This window comes from Bradyrhizobium erythrophlei (genome assembly GCF_900129425.1).
Classification (GTDB): Bacteria; Pseudomonadota; Alphaproteobacteria; order Rhizobiales; family Xanthobacteraceae; genus Bradyrhizobium; species Bradyrhizobium erythrophlei_C.
In genome coordinates this window covers 2,133,523-2,150,800 of record NZ_LT670817.1, presented here as the reverse complement: position 1 = coordinate 2,150,800, position 17,278 = coordinate 2,133,523, and the positions used below count along the sequence as shown (strand labels likewise).

Below are 17,278 nucleotides of genomic sequence, written 5' to 3'. Positions count from 1 at the left end.
CGCAAATTTCAGCGGCAATCGCGCGCCGTGCTGCGGTGAAGCGCTGACCACCGGTCACGGCGGCATCCGTTGACCAGCCCCTAAATTGGCCGTGATTGTTGACGGCTAACTAGTCAGTTAATCCAATGACGGCGGCGAACACATCCTTGGCGTGCCGGCTTCAGATGCGCAGCAGGCGCTTGGCGTTACCAGCAAATATCTTGGCCCTGTCGGTGTCGTTCAGCCAGGTCTTGTGCATCCATTGCACGCCGGCCGTATTGGACGCGTAGGGCCAGTCGACCGAGAACATGATGCGATCTACGCCTATCTCCTGGATGCAGCATTGCAACGCAGGATCTGAGAAGAAACCGCTCGTCGTGACATAGAAATGTGAGCTGAAAACCTCGCGAAAGTTCTTCATCGGCGTATCGCGCGACAGAGCCTCGTCAATCCGCGCCAGCGTGTAGGGGATCGTCTCGCCGAGATGACCCAGGATGATTTTCACGTCCGGGTGCGCGTCGAACAGACCGCTGAGCACCAGCCGCATCGCCTGTGTCCCGGCCTCGAACGTAAAGCCCCAGGCGGCACGAATGAACATCGGATGGGTTTTCGCGTAATCGCCGTAATAGGCCTTGATGACAGCCGGGTTGGGATCCGCGGGGTGAATGTAGAGCGGCACATCCAGCGCCGCCGCCCGTTCAAAAATCGGCCAGTAGCGCTTGTCGTCGAGAAACGGCCCTTCCGAAAGACTGTGCAGCATGCCGCCCTTGAAGCCAAGCTCGTTGACGGCGCGTTCCAATTCATCCGCGGCGGCGAGCGGATGCGCGGTCTGAAGCGATGCGAAGCCCGCGAACCGCGTCGGATGCTTCTGAACCGCTGCGTGCAGACGGTCGTTGGCGGCCCTGGTCCATGCGACGGCGACGTCTTCCCGCACGCCCTGGGAGCCCGGTGGACCGTGCGACAGGACCTGAAGATCGATGCCGGCCTCATCCATCTCACGGATGCGCTGGGCGCCGAGATCTTCCATACGTTTCACCAGTGGAGACGGCGTACGCACCGAATGATGCCTGGTATCGAGCGCATTGTTCCAGTCCGGATCGAAATAGTGTTCTTCCAAAGCGATAATCATTCTGTCTCCTGGCTGTCACTGCGTCCGGACGGACGAAACGAAATTTGATAAGCGGCGGCGACGCGATCAGGCCCGCCGTGCTTCGGGTCTATCAACCTCCGGAACAAGCGGAGCCCCGACGGCATCGCGATCAAACGCGGCAACGAGTTCGCGGTTGATATCGCGCGCGACCGTCCAGCCCTGATAGATAAAGGCAGAGTAGAGATCAACGCATGTCGCGCCAGCGCGGCGCATCGCCAGAACATCGGACGCGCTGCTGATTCCACCATTGCCTTTGATCTGAATGCGGCCGCGCGCAAATTTGGCCGCACGCTCCACATTGGCCAACGCGGTATCGAAGATGGCACGCCCGTGCAAGGTTCCAATGCCCGTGCCCAGCCGCGGCTCGGCAAGCCGATGTCCGCCACCGACCTTCAGACCGCCTACCTTGGCCTCAACACACAGTTCGACAAGTTCGGCGAAGCGGTCATGCGACTGGGTAGTATCGTTGGGCACCCGCACGATGATCGATGCCGTGTTTCCATCGATGCGGTCGAGGATGCCGCGCAGCATGCCGACTTCATCGAAAGTCTCGCCGGGCTTCAGCACATTTGGGCACATCAGACTGACCTCGACGGCATCCACATGCGGCCCCACCTCAAGAACACCCGCCGCAATCGTCTCCGACGAGAATCCGCCGACATTGGCGACAATCGGCACCGGCTTGACCGTGCGGTGCTTCAGCCGCTCCACGGCGTAAGCGCGGCCCTTGCTCGGCACGCCCATAGAATCGGCGATCGACTCCCCGTTCCGATACCGGACCAGTCGCGGAAACGGATTTCCATACCGCGGCTCGGGCATGATCGAGCCGACGCAGATGAAACCGAAGCCAAGGCTGGACAATGAATCCAGCAGATCGCCGTTCTTGTCGAAGCCGGCGGCGAGGCCGACCGGGCTCGAGATTTCGATGCCGGCAAAGGTCGTGGCGAGGCGCGGATCAGATACCTTGAGGCCACATGCGGCTGACAGCACCTGCCAGGGCAACGGCCAGCGTAACGCTGCGTTCCCGAGATGATGGCTGTGGTCCGCCGACAGGGCGAACAGCGCGGGAGCAAGCACGTTGCGATAGAGGGACATGATAAATCAACGCGGAGAAAGGCGTGTCCCTAATTCGGCACTGAAGTGAAGACCGGCTGCCCCGCAGCCGCGCAGCCGGCGTTCCAGATCGCGGCGACCTCCGAGGAATCCACGACTTGGCCGTAGTCCCGGTTGAATCGCCTGAGCGCGCCGACATGGTCTTGCTCACTGGCGGCGCCGCAACAATCAGCCACGACCGTGACATAGTAATCGATGAAATAGGCGTCACGGCCAAGCGACTCGACGCAAGTATCGGTGGCAATGCCTGTCAGCAACAGACTGCGGATCTTCCGCTGCTCCAGGATACCTGTGAACTCCGGGTTCGTCATCGCACTATAGCGATGCTTGATCACGACGGGCTCCCCGGCTTCGGGCCTGACTTCAAAGAAGTCGGCGCCCCAGCTTCCCGTCAGGCAACGCGGCATCTCCATACCGAGCCGGGCATTTCGTTCGCGCATCGGTTCCGACAGACATTCGGGGTCATAGATGGCTTGAACGAAGATCACCAAAACACCGGCTTTGCGCGCCGCGGCGATCAACCGAAGCAGCGCCGGCACCCGTTCGGTCTGGATTGGCTTCAGATCAGCCCCGACCTTGTCGAAAAAGCCGCCACTAGCTGCAAAATCGTTCTGCACATCGATCACCACGAGGGCGCAATGCCTGGGATCGATCTTCTGATCCAGTCGCATAAGCAGTTCGGTATTATTGTCGCACAACGCACGCTCCTGGGCGGCAGTTATTGCTGGCAGAAGGCACTTCCATCGTGCCGGCCCACCCAAATCGCGGGTCCGCCGGATCGGGGCGCGCTTCACTAAATCCTCCTAGAGACTGACCAGTTAGTCAAGGCGATTTTCTTCCCAGTTTGATCATCCCGTTAGCGATAGCCGCCGCAGAATCGTTGGTACCGAGGGCGAGCTCGTATTGAGCGGCAGCCAGCCCAACGTGCCACAGGCCAGCGACATCAAGCCGGAGGGAACGATACCATTCGGTCCGCCCGAGCCGAAAGCTGTTCTTGGGCTCCAGGGATTCCAGATAGATCCGCGCGCCAATTGGAGTTTGGCGATTCCTCCGGCCGCTCGAAACCCAGTTCCATTTTGGCTGCCGTCTCTTGAGCGCTTCAGTCGGGCGCGCTAACCCGACCAAAGGCTTTTCGGACTTCCGCAATGGTGTGAATGAGTGTAATTTCTTTCAAGGCTGCTAACCTGGACGTGCCGAAGTCCTGATTATTGCGCAGCGAGGGTGCCATCGGCAGGCGTCCTAATTTCATAGGTCACATATTGAGTTGAGTGCGCCAAGCGCGAATTGCGCGCGGTGCAGGGAGAAGTCCATGGAGCTTCCCCGCAGAGTGTTTTTGCAATTAGCAGCGGCGGTTGCTGCTGCATTACCGGCCACGACGCGAACGGCATCGGCGACCGACTATCCGACGCGGCCGGTACGAATTCTGGTTGGCTTTCCTCCCGGTGCGACCATTGCTGCGCACATCATGGCTCAATGGCTTTCGGATCGTCTGGGTCAGCAATTCATTGTTGAGAACCGGCCAGGAGCTGCCACCAATATTGCGACCGAAGCGGTCGTTCGTGCGCCTACGGATGGTTACACGCTGCTTGCGGCTACCGCCAACAATACCGTGAACGGCGCAGTCTACCAAAACCTTGGTTTCAATTTTGTCCGCGACATAACGATGGTCGCTGGCATCATTCGCCAACCGCTTGTGCTTGAGGTCAATCCCACTGTTCCCGTAAAGTCCGTTACCGAACTCATCGCATCGGCCGAAGCCAATCCAGGCAAGATCACGTTGGCCTCGTACGGAACGGGGACGATCTCACACGTAACCGGCGAGTTGTTCAAGACCAGGGCCGGCGTCGAAATGATCCACATCCCCTACCGTGGCGCAGCACCGATGGTCACTGATCTTCTCGGCGGTCAGGTCCAAGCTGCATTCGATGCCCTGCCTACATCCATCGAACATATCAGGACAGGCAAGCTGCGTGCTTTAGCGGTTACCACTGTGCGGCGCGCGCAAGCGTTGCCGAACGTCCCGACTATGAGCGAATTTATGCCTGGCTTTGAGGCCAGCGGGTGGATTGGCATCGGTGCTCCGAGTGGCACACCGCCTGAAATTATCGACAAGCTTAACCAAGAGATCAATGTGGGCCTTGCGAATCCGACTATCAATAAGCGGATCGTGGATTTAGGCGGCGAGCCGTTTGTAAGTTCGCCCGCCGACCTCGCGAAGTTCGTCGCCGAAAAAACCGAGGCATGGGCCAAGGTCGTGCGAGCCGCCAACATCAGGGCGGAATGAAAGTTTCTCTCACCATCTGACAAAAACACCCGATCGGACTTCGGAGCGATCGCCGCTAGGCGGTCTTTTTCCCTGCGTCTGGAGATCGAGAAATACACACGGCGACGGGGTAGTGTCTCGACGGCAATGGTACGGTGCATGAGTCCGCTGCTGGCAGCGATCAGAGAGCGTGAGTGAGGAGAATTAATTACGCGTAATTTCAGCGCTCTTCTTCCATCTCAGCGCCTAGTATTGGTGGGCTTGTCTTGTCACCACCGGTTGCTACCATGCGATCTCAAATATTTGGTGAACGCCTGCGAGTCCTTTAATCGGCGCCTCGCCCATCGGTACGAAGCGTAAATCTCCTGCGTTCACGGTCAGGTCGTGAAACGTTGACGAGACTAGGATCTGGCCACCCTTGGCAAGCGCGGCTATCCGTGCCGCGAGGATCACAGCCTTTCCGAAATAGTCGGAGGACTCGTTGATCACCTCACCGACGTGCAATCCCATCCGGACCCGGATCGGTAGATCAGGATGGCCGTCGCAGTAAGCCGCGATCGACCGCTGCGTCGCGATCGCGCACAGAGCGGCGCGCCGGGCGCTCGAGAACGCGATCATGAAGCTATCGCCAAGCGCTTTTACTTCAATGCCTCTGTGGGCCACGATCTGCTGGCGAAAGATTTCGTTATGGATGCTAATCACTTCGTGAGCCCGGAGGTCACCCAGCTTTTCATAAAGTGAAGACGAATCCACTATATCCGAAAACAAGATGGTTACCGTCCCCTCAAATGAGACTTGGGCGCTAAGATCTCGCGCCCGCGAAATCGCTGAATCAACCACCGCTTCGATCGCAACAGATTCGCCCCGACGTATTACGCCAACTGACGAGGGGCGAATCTCGACCGCCGCCATTCCCTCGATCAGGCCTGGCGTTGTTTGCACTGAAGGGACTACTGTCGCGACTTTCTGGCCGTCGTCAAGCAACCCCAGCTTCCGCCGAAGTCGGACCAGACCTCGTGCCTTGGCTGTCTGGCGCGCGGACGCGATCAGCCCCTGCGCTCTCGCATAATCGGCCACTCCGCCGCGATCCAGAAGCATGCTTGCGAGCTCGCACTGTGTATGAGCCAGCCAGACCGCGGCTCCGATTTTTCGATTGGCGGCCAGGGCGAGTTCGAAATGCGCCTCGGCATCGTCGAGCTGACGCAAGACCACGGACAGTCTGCCGAGCGCAAACGCGACCGAACCGTAGGTGTAGACATTACCGAGCATCGCGTTGTGCGACGAATACGGCAGCAGCAACCGATAGAGAGTTGCCGCTCGTTCCGCATCGATGAGGTCGGCGCAAACGTCGGCCAGCACGAACATGGACGGAAGCCAGTTCCAATCCCGCTGCACAAGCCCAAACTCGTCCTCGGCCAGGCGCTCGAATTCGATACGGGCTTCGTCCCGTCGCTCGAGTTGAAGCAGGCTTAGCTGCAGCGCGCATCGCGCGAAGACGATCAGGGGATTCTGCGCAATGAAGCCCCGAAGCGTCGGTTCGAGTTCACCAAGACGGCCTTCTTCCCAGAGAGTCATGCCATGCTGGATGAGAAACGAATTTGGCGTGAGGGGGCGGCCGCTCTGCTGGCCCGCCACTAAGGCCCGCTTCGCCAAAGACTCCGACTCGTCGAGGCGCCCGTCCATCAACGCGCGCATCCCCTCGAGCAAGAGGCCACGCCCGAATCGATCGCGCAGCTCCGCTTCAGCGGTCAGGTATTCGTGCTGCTCGACGTCGGCGCCGGAAATATCGCCGGCTTCGAGAAGGTCAGCGACCCGGTAGTAGCGCGCTTCGAGAGCGAAATCACGCTCCCCGGCGCGCTCCGCGATCGTTATCATTTCGCGCGTGTCGGCGAGCCGCTGTACGAGGCTGTCCGGGTTTCGAAGCGACAGCCATCGACCCCAGAGCGCGACGACCAAGGTATGCGGATCTTCGAGCCGTCTCGCCATATCGGCGGCTTGTTGACAGAGCGCAACGGCCTGTTCACGCTCCGACCAATAAAGCTCGATGCCCAACCTCGCCAAAACCTGCGCCAGCAGCGGGCTGTCAACTTCGCCCAGCGTCTGCCGCGCTTCTCTCAGCGACTGAACGAGGCCGTGGTCGGTGAGCCCGGAAAGGCTGAGGAACCGGCCTGGTGCCAAAACCGCGCGTGCAAACAGCTCGGGCCTGTTGGCGCGCCGCGCGATATCGGCGGCCTTGAGACACGTCTTGCGCGCCTCGGACAGATCGGCCGTCTTGACCCGCGCTTCGCCGAGATCGCAAAGCAGTTCCGCTAGGAGTGAATCGTCTCCAGCGCGCTTGAGCGCAAGCGCGTCAAGGGCGTTGCTCAGATGATTGGCGGCCTCTTCGTAGGCCAGTTGCTTTTCGGCTACACGTGCCGCCTGCCTCGAATACTCGATAGCTGAGTCGGCGTCGCCGGTGGGGCCGACGTCGCCGGCCGACGCGCTCTGATAGTAGTGGAACGCGATCTCGGCATATGGTTCGCTTGAAGCACTTAGACTGCGAATTGCTTCGGCGACGACGTGGTGCAGGTGGCGCCTCTTAGCGACGGACAGCGCACCATAAAGCGCCTCTCGAATGAGGGCGTGACGAAAGCTGTAGCGTCCGGCCGCGCCGCGGACCTCATAGATGAGTTCAAGCGAAGCTGCCTGATCGAGGAGCTCGGTCAACGCCTCGCGCGGCGTCCCGCTTGCGACTTCCAGGACGTTGATGGCGAATTCGCGTCCAATGATCGACGCTATGTCGAGTACATTGCGAGCGTCTTCGGCCAAAGGGTGGACGAGGCCCTTGATGAACTCAATGACGCCACGCGGAATTGTGAGCCGATTTGGCACGCTAGATGCGTCGCTTGCGAGTTGGCCCTCAGCGGCCATCTGTCGCAGGACCTCGTTTAGGAAGAACGGGTTGCCTTCGGTCATATTGTGCAGCCGGCGGACCAACAAACTGCTGGCCGAGACTCCCCATGCCATTTCGATGAACTTGCCGATTTGGCCTTCATCGAGTCCAAGCAGCGGGAACGCTGCCCCCTCGCGCTCGGCCTGAGCGATCAGCGCGGCGTGCTCAGGCTTCTGTTTCATTTCGAGCGCCCGGTAGGTCCCCATTATCGTCGCGCGCATGCCGCGAACCTGCTTCGAAAAAGCGACCAGCATCAGCAGGGACGCCGGATCTGCGGCGTGTAGGTCGTCGAGCAAGATCAGCAGAGGCTGCGTTTCGGCGACATTGCCAAGAAAGGCGGTCAAATAGTCGAAAAGCCGAAATCGGGCTTTCTCCGGCTGACCCAGCGAAGCGCTCTGCAATTCCGCCACGCCGCCGATCTGATTCCGCAGTTCCGGGACGATCTGCGCGATCTCTGCGGCCCCTTGACCCATCAAGTTCGAGAGGAGGGCTGGCTCGACGCCCCTTGTCAGGCCACGCAAGACCTGCACCCAAGGCCAGTAGGCCGGTGCCCCTCCGTGCTCCCAGCATCGACCCCAGAGCACGCGCTGGCCCTGGGCTCTCGCATGGGACGCCGCTTCCTGAGCGAGTCGACTCTTTCCAACTCCCGGCTCGCCAGTGAGCGTGAACAGGCTCCCGCGACCAGCTGTTGCTCCATCGATTGCAACGCAGATTTCCGCGAGCTCGTGCCGCCGACCAACGAAGGTCTCTCTGCCGCGGTTGTGGTCCAGCTCGCTCATCTGCACTCAACCTGTGCCAGAACTACTAGCTTGTTTACCTTGACAAATTTCTCGACCGATCGCTAGTATACTAGGTGTCTTGCTCGTGAACAATTCTATAGCTGCCGAAGCGCCCGCTGCTCCACTCTCACAAAGGTGGTTGAAATGGCAAGCAATCTGGAAACGCTGAACGAATTTCTCAAGACGATCAATATTAGTCAAAACAACCCAAACTATCACGACGTCACGCATCTTATGACGCTCTTTTGCCCGGACGATGCAAACTATCCGATCGTCGGCATAACGCAGCGTGGACCACAGTTTCAATTCCGGGCCGCGATCACGAAGTTGTTCAATCAGCTTCTCGTGGTGTCATTTCCGGATATGGCATGGACGCCGGCAAACACTCTCCGACTTACGGATGGATCCACAATTGGTGTTGAGATTGACGTAACTGGAATTCAGATCTCATCATGGTTCCAAGATTCATTCAAATCGGATCCACTTTCGCAAATTGGCGATGAAACGATTGCCGGTCTTATTCAATCGGACCAAGCGAACCAAATGGATATACCAGCATGCGCCGTTTTTACTTTTGACGCCAAGTATTGTGTCCAGCAGCTGGCAATTTATTTGGATCGCTACAGGATGATGGATCAGCTTGCGCCGAAAGGATGGAGCAAGATTCGTCTCCCGAAGAAAACGCATCCAGGCGCCGTGCGCGTCAGCGAATTGGGACCGACAGCCGGTAGACGGATAACGATTACGATCGAGGATTGATCGGCGCGGTGTAGTCCCACCGGCCCTATTTCGCCTCCACCAGACATCGTCTGAAGACAAGCGGGTGTCTAGCATCGAAACGTTCCGGATTGCTATTTTAGATGGGAACCATCGTAACCACGGAAGGGATTCTGGCGAGTGATTTCGCTAACTTGCCGGACGTCATCCGTGCCCACGCCGCTGAACGGCCGGACCATCCCGCACTAGTCGAGGGTGAGACGACGTTGACTTATAGCGCGCTAGCCGCGCTGATGGACCGCATCGCGTTCGCCCTTCAACGTGACGGAGTGTGCAATGGCGATACCGTCGCAATCTGCGCCCGGAACTCAATCAGGTTTGGTGCGGCGTTCTGCGGCGTCCTGGCAGCGGGCGCCGCGGTAGCCCCGCTTGCACCGTCCTTGACGCCTTCGAGCATCTTGATGATGCTTAAAGACAGCGGCTCTAGATTTTTCTTGCTCGACCGAGAAACTGCCACAGCGTTGACGGAGACTGGGAAACAAGAGGACGTCAGGCGCATCGCGCTTGACGACAGCGAGGCTGCCGAGCCTTTCTCGAAATGGATAGGCCCAGAAGGCGTGAAGGCCGTTGATGTATCAATTGCCCCCGAACAACCTTTCAATATCATCTATTCGTCAGGCACTACTGGCGCCCCCAAGGGCATCGTTCAATCGCATCGCATGCGGTGGGGCCAATTCAAACGACTCGTCTTCCCGAACGCCGTTATGGTCGTCTCGACGCCCCTCTACTCGAACACGACTCTCGTCGCCTACCTTCCGACGCTAGCGCATGGGAGCACGGTAGTGCTGCTGCCCAAATTCGACGCGGGGCAATTCCTTCGCGTCTCACAGGAGCGCCGCGCCACCCACGCGATGCTCGTTCCCGTGCAGTATCGTCGGATTATGGAGCGTGAGGACTTCGGGCAATATGACCTTTCGAGCTACGTTCTAAAGCTCTCGACCAGCGCACCCTTTCCTGCCGATCTGAAGGCCGAAGTTCTCAAGCGCTGGCCGGGCGGCCTTATCGAATTGTATGGGCTGACCGAAGGTGGCGGCGCAACGATGCTCATCGCCCATCAGTTTCCGCACAAGTTGCACACCGTCGGCCAGCCGATGCCGGGCAATGACATTCGCCTTATCGACGAGGACGGGCGCGAGGTCGAAAGGGGCACGGTCGGCGAGGTGGTCGGCCGATCGGAGATGATGATGCAAGGATACCACAACCTGCCGGAGAAGATGAAAGAAGCCGAGTGGCGCGACACGGAAGGGCGGCGGTTCATCCGAACCGGCGATATCGGACGTTTCGACGAAGACGGTTTCCTTATCCTGCTTGACCGGAGCAAGGATGTCATCATATCGGGCGGCTTCAATGTCTATCCTTCGGACATAGAGGCGGAGCTCGCTCGCCACCCCTCCGTCTCTGAAGCGGCCGTCGTCGGCGTCCCCTCCGACCGGTGGGGCGAGACCCCGGTGGCGTTCGTGGCGGCTCGGCGGGGCGAGACGATCGACCCGGCAGCGCTGATGGACTGGGTCAATGCGAGGCTCGGCAAGACCCAGCGTTTGTCCGACCTGAGGACAATTGACAGCCTGCCGCGCAGCTCGATCGGAAAGCTTCTCAAACGCGAACTGCGCGATCTATATGCACAAGCGCCACGGGTCGGCGCTGACTACTAAACTTAAGCCAGGTTGCATTCCGACGCGCAGCGATTTTTTTCTGCGAGCAAGAACGGACCGGGCAGCTCTCTATCGACAGTCCCAATGTTTGCGTATGAATGACTGCTTTGCGCCGCGCATGGGCTTAAGGTAGGTGCACGTCGCAATGCCACCGGGCTTTCAACGCCACGTCCTGAATAGCGAAGCGACCTTGTCCTATGTCAGAGCTCCGAGCACCCCGCGTGTGGCTTTGTCGATTTCTTCGACATATCGACGTCGAGCGAAAGACTCGCTGAGAAAACCGACGACCTTGCGGCTATCCTCTGATTCGATAACCGCAAGAATCTCCGCCTCCGCATCGTCGAACATTTTCATCGCAGACTTGACATTCATTTCTGGCAGCAGCACCACATCGGTATATTTGGCGAGCTCGACCACCTGGATCTCATCGGCGATCGCGTCCAATTCTCCAGAAAACAATTCGGGAAGCAGCACTAGTCCGCAATAAGCGTCCGAGTTGTTGATTACTATCACCGCTTGACTGGAGCCCAGCGCGAACTCGCGACGGCACGCGGCAATCGTCGTGGTCGACGGAACTTTGCCGACGTCAGTTCGCATCATGCGCTCGACAGTGAGATTTCGTAGCCATCCGACATCGTTTGCGCTGCGAATGGTTTCGCCGCTGAGATGAAGCCGCCAGGTCGAGAACGAATGACCGAACATGAACCGTACACAGACACTGGTGACGATACATGCGGCCAAAACGACGGCGGTAACGTCCACGCTTCGCGTCATCTCAAGCACAAGGAACGCCATCGTGAGCGGTCCGCCCACGATGGCCACGCCAAGCGTCGCCATCCCGGTCAACATGCTGACCTGCGGGTCGACTGCCAAGTCCGGAGCCACCAGCAGCAGGACGGCCGCAAAAAACTTTCCGATGAGGCTTCCGACGAACAGGGACGCGAAGAAAAGGCCGCCGCGAAATCCTGACCCCAACGAAATCAGACAGGCAATCACCTTCAAGGCGATGATCAGGGCGATCAGGCCGATCGCCATCTCTTGATGCAGATCCAGGAGCATCGCCCCGTGTCCCGCCGCCAGGACCTGCGGCGTTACGATCGCCATACCTCCAACGCAGAGACCTCCGATCGCGGGCCTGATCCAAACCGGTATCCAGGGCTGAGTGAAAAGCCGCTCAACGACCGGCGAACTCCGCATCACTGCGATGCCGACCGCGCCGGCAATCAGAGCCAGCACGATGAGCGCAAGATACTGCTCTACGCCGACGCCGCCGACTCGGAGCACTTCAAGCGAATAAGGCGCTCCCCCGAGCCACTGCGCGGTGATCGCAGCGGCCAGGGAAGCCGCAAGAATAGGCGCCGCGCTACCAACCGAATAGACGCCGACGATCAGCTCGCAGGCGTAGAATGCGCCGGTGATCGGGGCACCGAAAGCCGCGGCAATGGCACCGGCTGAGCCACAACCGACGATGAGGCGCAGGTCGTTGCGCCTCAGGTGCAGGAACTGACCGATCAGCGATGCGGCACCGGAGCCAATTTGGGTATAACCCGCCTCGAGTCCAACAGATGCGCCGCAGCCATTGGAGACCAGCGTCTGGCTGCTGACCACCACGCTATCCCGCAGCGACAGGAGACCTCCGCGCAGAGCGTTCGCTTCGATAGGATCCACCGCACGCGATATCTTCCAGTGTCGCCGAGACCACTCCATGATACCGAGCGCAAGGCCGCCGATTGCCGGTGCGCTCAACGCCACCCATGGCTTGACATAGGCATTCGCGCTCAGCCGAACGTCGATCGGAATTCCATAGATAAGAACGTGAGCGATCTGGGCAGCATAGCTCATCAACGTCACGATGGCGCCCGTCAGAATTCCAATCATCAACGCAAGGGGAATCAGATAGAATTCGTTGCTGCGAAGAAGGACCCGCAATCTGGTTAAGGCTCGGTTCGAGCCGCCTTGATCGATGATTTGTTTGACCTGCACCGGCGTTGCCTAAGTTAGCCACATAAGCGCAAAAAAGTGCGTTGCGATTGATACGTCTTGATCAGCGCGTCGGTCATCGCTTTGATGGGTTGATGGCCTGAAACCCAGGGCCGATACCGACTATCCTACGACACGAATAAACGGACGCTCGCCGTTCGGCTCAATTTCAACGGTTGCTCCATTTGCGATTGCCTGCGTAATGTCTTGGTCGAACCCGGAAACGAGGGTCATTCCGGCCAACGCCGTCCCCTGAACCATGATCGGATTGACGGCATTGAGCACAAGCGCGGCGGGGACGATCCTGCGTGCGGCCATTTCGTACAGCATCCACGCCGTCGCAACACCGCCTTTCGCCACGTCCAGGATCAAGATCCGGTCCTGATAGCTCTGCCCGGCGAGTTTGTGCTCCGGCCTGGAAAACACACCGTGGATACGATCGAGATCGTAGCGCGCGGAGAAGCCGTCTTTCGCAACCAGCGCCACACCCGTTACGTTCTTCCCCATTCCGGCATTTGCGTAAAAAATAGACTGGCTCATTGGCTTATCCTTCCGCCTGCACACGCGACATCGACACATTTTTCCATGGACAGAAGTGCCGGCGTATAACCGTAGCCGCCTAGAATGTTGGTCAATTTGGCCGAGTTTGTTGCCAACCTTTTCCAGCCATTCGCCTCCGCCATTTCCCTTGCATAACTTTGATAGAAGCACATTCCCGAGAGCACGCTCGCTCCCGATGCTTCGATCTTCGCCGTGATACCCATGCGATCGGCGTCCGGCTTGACCTGCGGACTGGTGATGGCGAGCAGCGGAATCGTCGTTTTCCGCCCCTCGAGCAAGATCGACAGCTGACGCATTTCCACGAGGCTGAGCTGCGGCGCAGAGAACACGACAATATCGACCTTGTCCATTTCGCCGCCGTAACTTGCCTGAAGCGCGCGAACGTCGGCCTCCACAATATTGTAGCTCCGTAGCGATTGCGGAGCGTTAGCGACATCGCTCAAATGCGTGGCCTCTGGCGTTACACCCACGATATGGAAAAGCGCGACCGATCCGAAGCTCGCCATCGCCGCGCCAAAATGCTTCATCTCGTCGGAAGTCGGGCTGCGTTCGATTCCGACGATCGCCGGAACCTGCCAGTAATCTCCGGCAAGCCGGCCAACCAGCGCGCCGAGCGCGCCCCATTCGTTCAGCGACTTCGGCGTCCAGTTGACGTTTACGATCAGCGTCGCGCGCCGAAATTCGTCGAGGTGAAATCCGTATCGGGGCGTTCGACCGGTCAATCCCGCGCTCAGCGCCGAAGGACCGCCCTCGAAATTCGAGCGCGCGCCGCAAACGCTGTTTGAGTAGATCACGACGCCAGTATCGCCGTAAGCCGTGTGCTCGCCGCGGACCGGCGGCATGATGGTCTGGTAATTGATGCAGGTATCCGTCATCAATATCCCCAGCGCCTCAAAGGCCGCGATCGTGCGCCGCTCCAGATCCAGCATCCATGGCTGGTGCTTGAGCTTGTTCGCAGCGGCAAAATCGGTTCCCCGAGGGTCCGTGATCGTCGGAATTCTCACCCGGCGCTGTTCCGCTGGCAATTTGGTCCAGTTCTCGAGCCATTCGACCCCGGCGGCGCCGAGCGATTCGGTATCCGCCATGATGTGGGCCTGCATCACCGAAACGAAATCCGGAGCCTTGAGATATCTTCCAACCCTTATTTGATGATCGATGGCCCATTGTCTGAGCGGACCGAATTCGCCCGCCAGCATGGCTTTTTCTTCGTCGTTCAGTTTCATCGTACAGGCCTCCGGGACGCTCGCTTCAATGCATGCTCATATGGGCAGGCAGGAACAGCGTCAGTTGCGGGAAAAAGTAGAGAAGATAGATCATGACCAGTTCGATCGCGATGAACGGTAGGATGCTGACCATCATCCGCGTCAACGGGATGCCGGATATCGACGACACGGTCACGAGATTGAGACCCGTCGGCGGATGGATCTGGGCGATTTCCTGATTCACCGCGATCATCACGCCGAACTGCACGGGATCGAGCCCGATAGCCTGCGCGATCGGAAAGAAGATCGGAATGGTCAGAATCGTCAAGGCACCGGATTCCAGGAAAGTGCCGAGAACCAAATCGGTTACCACGATCGCGGTGAACACCATCAACGGTCCGCCCGGCACTCCGCCCACCGCGGACGCGATATGCTGCGGAAGCTGAAGCATGGCACTGTAGCGCGCGAACACGGAGCCGGTCCCGAAGATCAGCAGCAGCATCGCGGTCGTCAGCGCGGCGGAGCGTCCGGCGCGCAGGATCCTTGAAACATCCAGCCGGCCTCGGATCAGGCCGAGCGCAAGCACGTACGCCACCGCGACGGCGCCGGTTTCGGTCGGAGTGACCCATCCCAGGTAGATCGACAATATGATGAACGCGGGAAGAACGATGATCGGCAATGCGCTCCAGAGCGCCTGCAGCCGTTCCTGCATCGAATGCGACCGGGCACGAACGGCGGGACGATGCACCAGCAGCACGTAAACCGAGAACATCGCCGTCAGCAGCAACCCCGGAAAAACTGTCGCCATGAACAGACTCCCGATCGAAGTCTGGGTAAGGACGCCGTAAATAATTAACGGCAGGCTGGGCGGCAGCAAAATGCCGAGCGTGCCGCCTCCGGCGATCAGCGCGCCGCGCAGGCTGTCCGGATATCCTTCACGGGCGAGTGCGGGGAGCGCAATGAGCCCGACCGTGACGGCGGTAACCGGACTCGATCCGGTAATGCTGGCGAAGATCGCGCAAGTCAGGATCACGGCGACGCCAAGGCCGTTGGGTACCGAGCCGATCCACGCCTTCGCGCAGGCAAACAGCTCGTCGCCGATCTTGGATTCCTCGACCAGCATCGCGGTCAGGACGAACAGCGGAATGGTTACGAGCTCGAAATTATTGAGGCTCTGCCAAAGGAACGAGGTGAAATCGACCATCGCGTGCAGCGGGCCGAAGATCATGGCGAGACCTGCGAACGCGGCCAGCCCGATCGAAACAAAGATCGGAATGCCGAGCGCCATTAGCCCGAACATCACGAGGGTTATCAGGACGAAGGATAATCCAGCGGCCAGACTCATGACCGGAAGCCTCGAACCCGCGGCACGATGATGTGGGACAGTCCCTGCAAAAGGATTGCAAGCCCGCCGATCGGAAAGGCGAGCATCGGCCAGAATTGCGGCACCTGCAGCAGCGTGTCCGAACGCAAATCCTGCTCGAGCGCTCCGTAGGCTTGCATCGCGCCGGCGATCAGCAGGATCAGTCCGAACAGCGCCTCGAGAACACCCGACAGCGTCGCAAGCGGCTTTGCCAGCGCCGGAATTTTTTCCGAAAGCAACGCAACGCGGAAGTGGTGTCCCGTGCTCAGGCCGTATCCGGATGCCACGAAGGCAATCATGATGATCACATAGCCCGTGGTCTCGAATACCCAGACCGGAGGCTGGTCGAACTGATCGGCGATTACCTCGTAAAGCACGGGTACCGGCAGAAGCAGGATAAGAAAGATGCTGAAGTAGCAGATCCAACGCGTTGCGGCCGTGAGACTGGACGCGAGACCTGCGCGGCCTGCTTGCTCATCGGTCTCAGCGCTGGGCATCGAGCACCTGGCGGATCAATTCCTTCGGAAAGCGCTCCTCCTGTGTCCTGGCCAGCGGCTCCAGCGCATCGGCGAATTGCTTGTATTCGACCGTGTCCGGGCTGAGCGTTGTCACGGTCATGCCGTGCGCCTGCATCTGACCGAGTTCCTTTGCATAAGACTCGATCATGGCCTGCGTGGCGTGCCGGCTTGCATTGTAGGCACTATCGAGAACTATCTTTTGCAAGTCCGCCGGAAGCGCCTCGAGCGACTTCCGGTTCATGACGTAGCCTGTCAGCAACAGACCGAATTCGCCGTTGCTGGCCAACAGATATTTTCCGACCTCGTATTCCTTGAGGCCGATAGCCCCTTCCAGTCCGCCGATCGCCGCCTGAACGGTGCCACGTTGTAATGCCGGATAAACATCCGCAACCTCGATCGTCGAAGGGGCGCCACGCAGTGACTGCACAATTTCGGCCGTGAGACGGTCGAATACCCGAACTGTCTTGCCTTTGAAATCGTCCGGCGACTTCATCGGCGTCTTGGAAACCACGACCACCGGCCCGTTGTACAGCGCGGCCAGCAGCCGGACGCCATGACTGGCCATGTCGTCGTCCAGAGCCTTGAAGAGCCCGGTGCCCGGGCCGATGACTTTGTCGAAATTTTCCGCGGTTGGTCGAAAAAATACCGTGTTAAGCGCACCGGCGGTGGGCACGATCGAAGACCAACTTCCCATCGTCGTCAGTGAAATGTCGACGACCCCCGACTGGATTGCTGTCGGCACCGCGCGCTCATTGACCAATGAGCCTGCGGGAAAGGTTTGGACATTGATGCGTCCGCCGCTCGCCTTCTCAACCTCATCCTTGAATGTCGAAGTAAAGTCGACCACCTGCGCCGCAGTCGGAGCTCCCCAGCTCGCCAGGCGCAGCGTGTAATTCTCCTCGGATTTTATGGGACCGCTGGCGATCGCAAGCATTACGCAGGCGCCTATCCCGCCGAGCAATAGGCGCCGCTTATCCCAGGGAGGGGTGGGCTCGGCCCTCGTCTTGCC

At 59.3% G+C, this 17,278-nt stretch carries 13 protein-coding genes; 3 read left to right on the top strand and 10 right to left on the bottom strand.

Annotated features, from left to right (window positions below; all coding sequences use genetic code 11):
* Window positions 1–160: 160 nt before the first annotated feature.
* The 3 genes from B5527_RS10150 to B5527_RS10140 all read right to left on the bottom strand — a co-directional run bounded on the left by B5527_RS10150 (window position 161) and on the right by B5527_RS10140 (window position 2,940).
* Entirely contained in the window at window positions 161–1,108 is a 948-nt protein-coding gene (locus tag B5527_RS10150; protein WP_079601164.1) for an amidohydrolase family protein, read from the bottom strand.
* Window positions 1,109–1,174: 66 nt separating this feature from the next.
* On the bottom strand, window positions 1,175–2,224 hold the full coding sequence (locus B5527_RS10145) for a hypothetical protein (protein WP_079601163.1): 1,050 nt from the start codon (window positions 2,222–2,224) through the stop codon (window positions 1,175–1,177).
* Between the two features lie 29 nt (window positions 2,225–2,253).
* The gene (locus B5527_RS10140; RefSeq protein WP_079601162.1) at window positions 2,254–2,940 is read right to left on the bottom strand and encodes a cysteine hydrolase family protein; all 687 of its coding nucleotides are present in this window, start codon (window positions 2,938–2,940) and stop codon (window positions 2,254–2,256) included.
* Window positions 2,941–3,551: 611 nt separating this feature from the next.
* On the opposite strand from B5527_RS10140, the gene B5527_RS10130 reads away from it, so the two are divergent.
* Window positions 3,552–4,526 (top strand): Bug family tripartite tricarboxylate transporter substrate binding protein, encoded by a 975-nt coding sequence (locus B5527_RS10130; protein WP_079601160.1) that lies wholly within the window; start codon window positions 3,552–3,554, stop codon window positions 4,524–4,526.
* Between the two features lie 261 nt (window positions 4,527–4,787).
* Here the strand turns inward: B5527_RS10130 and B5527_RS10125 are convergent, their stop codons facing one another.
* Window positions 4,788–8,216, bottom strand: coding sequence for an AAA family ATPase (locus tag B5527_RS10125; RefSeq protein WP_079601159.1), 3,429 nt, complete (start codon window positions 8,214–8,216; stop codon window positions 4,788–4,790).
* Window positions 8,217–8,360: 144 nt separating this feature from the next.
* Between B5527_RS10125 and B5527_RS10120 the strand changes: the two genes are divergently transcribed.
* Window positions 8,361–8,975, top strand: a complete 615-nt coding sequence (locus B5527_RS10120; protein WP_079601158.1) for a hypothetical protein — start codon at window positions 8,361–8,363, stop codon at window positions 8,973–8,975.
* Between the two features lie 101 nt (window positions 8,976–9,076).
* Window positions 9,077–10,645 (top strand): class I adenylate-forming enzyme family protein, encoded by a 1,569-nt coding sequence (locus B5527_RS10115; protein WP_079601157.1) that lies wholly within the window; start codon window positions 9,077–9,079, stop codon window positions 10,643–10,645.
* A 195-nt stretch (window positions 10,646–10,840) separates the two neighbouring features.
* On the opposite strand, the gene B5527_RS10110 is transcribed toward B5527_RS10115, so the two are convergent.
* The 6 genes from B5527_RS10110 to B5527_RS10085 form a co-directional block, all read right to left on the bottom strand.
* The gene (locus B5527_RS10110) at window positions 10,841–12,628 is read right to left on the bottom strand and encodes a chloride channel protein (protein WP_079601156.1); all 1,788 of its coding nucleotides are present in this window, start codon (window positions 12,626–12,628) and stop codon (window positions 10,841–10,843) included.
* Window positions 12,629–12,748: 120 nt separating this feature from the next.
* Complete coding sequence (locus B5527_RS10105; RefSeq protein ID WP_079601155.1) at window positions 12,749–13,165, bottom strand: aconitase X swivel domain-containing protein; 417 nt, start codon at window positions 13,163–13,165, stop codon at window positions 12,749–12,751.
* The gene (locus B5527_RS10100) at window positions 13,162–14,409 is read right to left on the bottom strand and encodes an aconitase X (protein WP_079601154.1); all 1,248 of its coding nucleotides are present in this window, start codon (window positions 14,407–14,409) and stop codon (window positions 13,162–13,164) included. Before B5527_RS10100 ends, B5527_RS10105 begins: the two co-directional genes overlap by 4 nt.
* Before the next feature lie 25 nt (window positions 14,410–14,434).
* Window positions 14,435–15,733: a TRAP transporter large permease gene (locus B5527_RS10095; RefSeq protein WP_079601153.1), complete on the bottom strand. Its 1,299-nt coding sequence runs from the start codon at window positions 15,731–15,733 to the stop codon at window positions 14,435–14,437.
* On the bottom strand, window positions 15,730–16,248 hold the full coding sequence (locus tag B5527_RS10090; RefSeq protein WP_079601152.1) for a TRAP transporter small permease: 519 nt from the start codon (window positions 16,246–16,248) through the stop codon (window positions 15,730–15,732). The genes B5527_RS10095 and B5527_RS10090 overlap by 4 nt, the downstream gene beginning before the upstream one ends.
* Entirely contained in the window at window positions 16,235–17,203 is a 969-nt protein-coding gene (locus B5527_RS10085; protein ID WP_172842531.1) for a TRAP transporter substrate-binding protein, read from the bottom strand. The genes B5527_RS10090 and B5527_RS10085 overlap by 14 nt, the downstream gene beginning before the upstream one ends.
* Between the last annotated feature and the right edge of the window lie 75 nt (window positions 17,204–17,278).

What these genes read in the sequence shown, in the direction of transcription:
- B5527_RS10150 (WP_079601164.1), bottom strand. Translation starts at nt 1,108, where the DNA reads ATGATTATCGCTTTGGAAGAACACTATTTCGATCCGGACTGGAACAAT.
- B5527_RS10145 (WP_079601163.1), bottom strand. Translation starts at nt 2,224, where the DNA reads ATGTCCCTCTATCGCAACGTGCTTGCTCCCGCGCTGTTCGCCCTGTCG.
- B5527_RS10130 (WP_079601160.1), top strand. Translation starts at nt 3,552, where the DNA reads ATGGAGCTTCCCCGCAGAGTGTTTTTGCAATTAGCAGCGGCGGTTGCT.
- B5527_RS10125 (WP_079601159.1), bottom strand. Translation starts at nt 8,216, where the DNA reads ATGAGCGAGCTGGACCACAACCGCGGCAGAGAGACCTTCGTTGGTCGG.
- B5527_RS10120 (WP_079601158.1), top strand. Translation starts at nt 8,361, where the DNA reads ATGGCAAGCAATCTGGAAACGCTGAACGAATTTCTCAAGACGATCAAT.
- B5527_RS10115 (WP_079601157.1), top strand. Translation starts at nt 9,077, where the DNA reads ATGGGAACCATCGTAACCACGGAAGGGATTCTGGCGAGTGATTTCGCT.
- B5527_RS10105 (WP_079601155.1), bottom strand. Translation starts at nt 13,165, where the DNA reads ATGAGCCAGTCTATTTTTTACGCAAATGCCGGAATGGGGAAGAACGTA.
- B5527_RS10100 (WP_079601154.1), bottom strand. Translation starts at nt 14,409, where the DNA reads ATGAAACTGAACGACGAAGAAAAAGCCATGCTGGCGGGCGAATTCGGT.
- B5527_RS10095 (WP_079601153.1), bottom strand. Translation starts at nt 15,733, where the DNA reads ATGAGTCTGGCCGCTGGATTATCCTTCGTCCTGATAACCCTCGTGATG.
- B5527_RS10090 (WP_079601152.1), bottom strand. Translation starts at nt 16,248, where the DNA reads ATGCCCAGCGCTGAGACCGATGAGCAAGCAGGCCGCGCAGGTCTCGCG.
- B5527_RS10085 (WP_172842531.1), bottom strand. Translation starts at nt 17,203, where the DNA reads ATGCTTGCGATCGCCAGCGGTCCCATAAAATCCGAGGAGAATTACACG.